General features: G+C 39.2%; 7 protein-coding genes. 5 read left to right on the top strand and 2 right to left on the bottom strand.

From position 1 onward, the window contains the following. Window positions 1-332: 332 nt before the first annotated feature. Together A4S05_RS32525 and dhaL are read right to left on the bottom strand one after the other, a co-directional pair. Window positions 333-650 (bottom strand): hypothetical protein, encoded by a 318-nt coding sequence (locus tag A4S05_RS32525; protein ID WP_141699874.1) that lies wholly within the window; start codon window positions 648-650, stop codon window positions 333-335. Window positions 651-685: 35 nt separating this feature from the next. Next, window positions 686-1324, bottom strand: coding sequence for a dihydroxyacetone kinase subunit DhaL (gene dhaL, locus A4S05_RS32520; RefSeq protein WP_069073896.1), 639 nt, complete (start codon window positions 1322-1324; stop codon window positions 686-688). A gap of 262 nt (window positions 1325-1586) precedes the next feature. On the opposite strand from dhaL, the gene A4S05_RS32515 reads away from it, so the two are divergent. From A4S05_RS32515 to A4S05_RS32495, 5 genes are all read left to right on the top strand, one after another. Next, complete coding sequence (locus tag A4S05_RS32515; RefSeq protein ID WP_069073895.1) at window positions 1587-1928, top strand: hypothetical protein; 342 nt, start codon at window positions 1587-1589, stop codon at window positions 1926-1928. Window positions 1929-2092: 164 nt separating this feature from the next. Beyond that, window positions 2093-2641 carry a GIY-YIG nuclease family protein gene (locus tag A4S05_RS32510; protein ID WP_069073894.1) on the top strand — a complete coding sequence of 183 codons (549 nt, stop codon included), beginning with the start codon at window positions 2093-2095 and terminating at the stop codon, window positions 2639-2641. A gap of 48 nt (window positions 2642-2689) precedes the next feature. Next, window positions 2690-4156 (top strand): protein kinase domain-containing protein, encoded by a 1467-nt coding sequence (locus A4S05_RS32505; protein WP_069073893.1) that lies wholly within the window; start codon window positions 2690-2692, stop codon window positions 4154-4156. A gap of 596 nt (window positions 4157-4752) precedes the next feature. Next, window positions 4753-5112: a Mo-dependent nitrogenase C-terminal domain-containing protein gene (locus A4S05_RS32500; protein WP_069073892.1), complete on the top strand. Its 360-nt coding sequence runs from the start codon at window positions 4753-4755 to the stop codon at window positions 5110-5112. Between the two features lie 26 nt (window positions 5113-5138). Next, window positions 5139-5411: a cupin domain-containing protein gene (locus A4S05_RS32495; RefSeq protein WP_069073891.1), complete on the top strand. Its 273-nt coding sequence runs from the start codon at window positions 5139-5141 to the stop codon at window positions 5409-5411. Window positions 5412-6000 lie beyond the last annotated feature (589 nt).

The following is a 6000-nucleotide window of genomic DNA, read 5'->3' as shown; positions in this document are numbered from 1 at the left end:
TTCTCGTTTTTCTCTTGTTTATCTCGTTCCTATGCTCTGCATAGGAATGCCTGTTGGAGGCTCTGCCTCCAATCTGGCATTGAGTCAGAGACTCAATGAATGCATTTCCAGTCGGAGACTGGGAACGAGAAAAGTCTTATCAAGCTAGGTTTTTAGGACTTGTGTGTACACCGTAGCCTTGGAAAGGGGGGAAACAAGAAAATCTAGTTCCCTCCCCTTTACAAGGGGAGGGTTAGGGTGGGGTAAACCCTTGGTTAATCAGCTATTTGATACTTGTGTATACACCGTAGCCTTTTTAAGGGGGGTTAGGGGGGATCTAAACGTGTCTAAAATCACACCAAAATACTTTTAAAACAACCTCTAAGAGGAGTTAGGGTGTTATTAGTAATCCGTATACCAATCTGTACAGAATATTTAGGAGAAAAATATCCTGGCGGTATTGGTAATAAAAATTCCAAATTGCTCAAAAGTTTCTGTATTAGATTTTTTTTTGGTAAGCACAACATTCGCTCCGGTACTAAAGTTTCAAACTGGATGCCATCCACTTCAACGACATTAATTTGATTTGATTCACTTGATGTCATATTGGCTGCTTTTTCAAGAACATCTTCATGCCCCATCAATACTCTAGGCGCATAGCTTAATGTCATTATCCTGAAAAAGAATAATAATTCCAGAAAATTTTTTATTCCCCGGAACTTTCTAACACCCCTAACAAACTCTTCAACATCAAATAAGCAGAAGTCCCTCCTGGATCTTGATGTCCAATACTCCGTTCCCCCAGGTAGCTAGCCCGTCCTTTTTTCGCCTGCATCGGTATAGTTTCTTGCAACCCCCTTTGGGCTGCTGCTACAGCTTTTTGCATAGCTTCCAGCGTTCCCTGACTTTCTTCTACAGCTTGCCCACAAGCAGCTACAGCCGGAGATAGCACATCCACCATTGTTTTATCTCCTAGTTGCGCTTTTCCACGTTGCGCCACGCCGTCTAAGCCTGCTTGGAGTATCGCTAAAACATCTTGTTCTGTTAATTCTTGCTTACCAACTACTGCTGTACTTGCTCGTAAAAACCAAGTGCCATAAAGAGGGCCACTAGCACCGCCAATAGAAGAAATCAAGGTCATACTCACGGCTTTGAAAATGCTGCTGATGTCTTTGTCTGTAAGAGTTGGTAACTGAGCGCTTACTTTTTTGAAGCCTCGATCCATATTGATTCCGTGGTCAGCATCTCCGATCGCAGCATCTAATTCTGTCAAATAGGCTTTATTCTGCTCTATCTCTGTTGCAAATGCCTGCAACCATTGTAATATCTGCGCTTGACTCACCATATTAAAATAATTCGTAATTTAAAGACGGTTTCAGACTGTTATTTAAGGAAAAATCACCTATCGATAAGAATCTGCTAAACTTCACGATTCTTAACCATGCTAGCTTCCTCGTGTAGCTGACAGAAGTCCCACAATCCAATAGGCTGATCTTAAAGTGGTAATTTTTTACCAAGCTCATCTGCACAAAAAAGTAGATGACTATGTGCAACATGTTGCCTATTTTCTCTCATCACTTAGTCGTTAATAACTACATATACCGAAAATGCCCCTGAAAATTGTCCAGAACTTTGATGGCAGTTTCACTCTTGAAGCACAAGCCCAAGAAACTCTATTCAATTTATTGACAAGCGTTGCTTTCTTAAACCAAATTTCTCAACAGTTGGGATGTGAACAAGTTAAATTTACAGAATTACTTTTCCAACCAGTTCCTTACAGCTTAACTACCACCAAAGGAATGCCAGCAGAATTTGAAAAGTATCATGAATCTGATGAATATGCCATCATCAACGTACCACCAAATTTCATGTTTAATGCTAAGATTTTTAAACCCAGTCGCCTTTGTGCAATTTACCAGAAATTGGGTAATGCTGAATTTTCAAGATAAATTTAATTCAAGAATTCAGAACCCAGAAGTCAGAATTTAAAAAGAATGCAGCATGTACAGCACATTTATGGATCAAATTTTCTCCTAATTATTTAACTATTCTGAATCCTGAATTCTGACTACTGAATTCTTACAATTTAATTAGCAAGTTTGATATTTGATCTATGGCTACTGAAACAAATCTTTCTTCTTTGGCAACCCTAGAATATATTTCTTATATTGACGCTCAGGGTCAATTGCCCGAACAATTTCAGGGTAAAATCGGGATATATGCGATTTTTGACCAAGAAAAAGTACTCCAATTTGTAGGATACTCTCGTGATGTTTACCTTAGCCTCAAGCAACATTTAGTCCGTCAGCCACAGCAATGCTATTGGGTTAAAGTTCAAACTATTGAACGCCCTAGTCGCACAATTTTAGAAAATACTGAAAATGCTTGGATTGCTGAAAATGGCAGTGTGCCTTGGGGAAATGGGGATAACAAGGAAAAATGGACTGATCCCATTGATGTCAAGGTGGTAATGACACCTGAAGAACAAGCAAATTATCAAAATCCAGCTAATGATGAATTAGCAACAAGAAAAATTATTAAAAATGTGGCGCGGAGAGTAGAAGCAGAAATTTCAAAGCAATTACTAGAAATGCGAGGCTTGAAAATGGAAATTCGCTTCAATCCTAAATTGAAAGAAGAAGGTTTACTAGATTTGAAATGAAGGTAGTTTTGGGGAAAACTATCTTATGAATATCACTTGTAATCTCCCATGACAATACAGCTGCTAAACGATCGCTATCAAGTTATCCGCACACTGGGTGCTGGTGGGTTTGGTGAAACCTATCTAGCAGAAGATACGTATATGCCTTCAAAGCGTCCTTGTGTGGTTAAACAGTTAAGACCAATTCACAACAATCCCCAAATTTATCAGTTAGTGCAAGAGAGGTTTCAACGCGAAGCAGCTATTCTTGAAGAACTTGGTGGTGCAAATGACCAAATTCCGGCATTGTATGCCTACTTCTCCTCTGGGGGACAATTTTACTTAGTTCAGGAGTGGGTTGAGGGCGATACCCTAACTGGAAAAGTCCAAAAGCAGGGGCTATTTAGTGAAGGCGCTGTCCAGGAATTATTCATGAACTTATTACCCGTCCTGGATTACGTCCACTCTCGGCATATCGTTCACCGCGATATTAAACCAGATAACATCATTGTGCGTAATCAAGATGGTAAATCGGTGCTAATTGATTTTGGTGCTGTGCGGGAATCAATGGGAACAGTAGTAAATTCTCAAGGCAATCCTACCAGTTCGATTGTGATTGGTACACCCGGTTATATGCCGAGTGAACAAGCCGCAGGTAGACCAGTTTTTTCTAGTGATTTATACAGTTTAGGAATGACGGTAATTTATTTGCTGACTGGTAAACAGGCGCAGCAACTAGAAACCGATTCCCAGACGGGGGAAATTGTTTGGCGACAGTATGCTGGTCATATTAGCCCAATTATGGCAGGAGTAATTGATAAAGCGATCGCTTATCATCCGCGCGATCGCTACCCTACAGCCAGAGCAATGCTGGATGCTTTGCAGAGCATAGCAAATCCAATTCCACCGACGCAACCCCTCTTGACTCAACCAACTGTAGTCTCTGCACCACCACCTCAGACAGTACCAGTCAAACCACAGCCTAGCCCTCAAAGTGGTAATAGTCAGAATAATATCCTCATGGGCAGTTTGATTGCAGGTGGGTTAATTGGTGCATCTGTGATTATTAGTCAAGTGTTACCAAAATCTTCTCAACCCATAACAGACAAAACGGTATTACCTTCAGAAACACCGTCAAATGTCACCACCCCAGTGATAGAAACTCCCAAAATTACACCAACGCCCCCATCTGTTCCAATTCAATCTATACCTTCCTCAACGACATCAGTACCACCAGTAGATACCACCGCTGTCAATAATTATTTATGGCTTTCCCAAAGACAGGTAACTGATGCAGATTTGGATGGTAAAAACGGTTTGGAACTTGATATAATGCGAAATTCGGTTTTTGCCAGTCACGGCCGCCGCTTTGATACTCCGGAATTACAAGATTACTTTAATAACCAAGCTTGGTATCGTCCTATATATTTACCAAAAGCATTTCCACTTAGATTGCTGTCAAAATTAGAGCAACAGAATGTAGACTATATCAGCAAATATCAAGACCGTTATGGCTTGAGACATTTTAAAAAATAAGTTTTTCGCAATGGGGCAGTGGGGGATTTCAGCACTGGGAACTCAAAACTTATAACTATTTTGTCCCATGCCCTTGCGTAAGTCCTAATTTTAGTTTGGACTTATCAAAAAAAATTTTGCTACTTATTTAGATAATATCCAGGTTAGGTTATGTAGTATATCAGACAAATTTATAGACATTAAATACCCTAAAATCGAAAGATATTAGGGGCTAATCCTAGCGAAATGTATATGGGGTGAGAAAAAAACTATATTTGTCTGCCATAAAGTACATCTCCAGATACTAGGCAGTTTCAGAACCAGGAATTTATATTCAATATATAAGATAGCTATCTTTGAGATTAGCAATCCATAAGTTAAAGAAATGCCATTTTTATATTTTCTTTGTTATTTTGTATTTAACGGGACAGTTATTCATGATTTGGTGGGTTTAAATAACAATTAGTTAAACCATTTCTCTCCAGAGATGCATGTAAAATTTTTGCATTGTGCTTGTCTTCGTTATCTCCACAATGCAAAATGACTAGACACATTACATGGCAATATTCCCAATCGGCAAATAGTTCATCTACACAAGGAAAACCTTGCCTAAAGCTATGCTTAAAACAAATAATCAGCGTATTTTTCTGCCTGTTTTTATTAAACCTTTAGAAGAAAAGAATCAAATAGGTAGTAAAAAGCAATTTGTTCAACCTAAATTAGATTTACTGCAACCATTACGTCAATGGCTGGACAAAATTGAGATTCAGAATCAGAAATTAGCCAAATTTATTGCTAAACTGATCCCCGCTCAGTGTCCATTCGAGCGTGATATTATGCTTTTTGGCCGCAAAGTAGCGCACATTCCGCCAATGTGCAAACTCAATCCGCTTTATAACGAACTTGTCTACTTGCGTTTTCGCGCTTTGTGTTATCTAGTAGATCAATGTGGAGAGGATATTCAATCCTACTGCTGAACATCACTAGAGAAAACACCATCTATATGGAAATTAAAATTGAGCGTCAACCCAGAGAAGAACATCTCAATGAATTAGGTGTATTTAAATGGGAAGTTTGGAAAAAGGAAGTCTCAAAATTTCCTTGGACTTATGATTCTCAAGAAACTTGTTACTTTTTAGAAGGAGACGTAGTTGTTACTCCTGATGGTGGACAGCCAGTGCAAATGGGTAAAGGCGATTTAGTGATTTTTCCCGCTGGTATGTCCTGCACATGGGAAATTACCAAGGACGTAAAGAAGCATTATTACTTTGATTAGTCAAGATTCAAAATTGATCCCCTTTGTTTTCTTGATGATCCCGAAAACCAACATCTCATCACTCAATTTTGATTTGTATTATAGGGAAGTTCGCGGCGAGTCTCGTAGGATAAAATGGCAGAGTCCGTAAATTGCTTATATCCATATAGAAATCCGCTTTGATTTCTGAACGAATTTGCGTAGACAGGCAATAGGCAATCTTGCTACAGGCAACAGTCAAGAAGGCTTCTTAGTTGTACTGAGTTTTTTCAGAAATCAAATATTAGTCCTATATCTGTCGAAACTCGTTGCGATTCCATTCCCTAAACAATATTCATGAAAAACTCCACGCCACTTGTGGTATGGAGTTTCCCACCGCTTTCAATAAAAAATAGATAGTCTCATTTTCTCCAAATTTGGCAGTAGATAATGATCCCCGACTTCTCAAAGAAGTTGGGGATATTGGATATTTGACCTCTTGCAAAAACATATTTTTGCAAGAGAGGGAAAGAGGTAAAGGTTAAAGGGAAAGGATTTTGAGTTTCTTTACCCTTTTCCCCTTCCCCTTTACCCCGACTTTTGCAAGAAGTCTATTGTGCGATCGCTACCA

Source organism: Nostoc sp. KVJ20, from assembly GCF_001712795.1.
GTDB lineage: Bacteria > Cyanobacteriota > Cyanobacteriia > Cyanobacteriales > Nostocaceae > Nostoc.
This window is presented reverse-complemented; position numbering and strand designations above follow the sequence as displayed.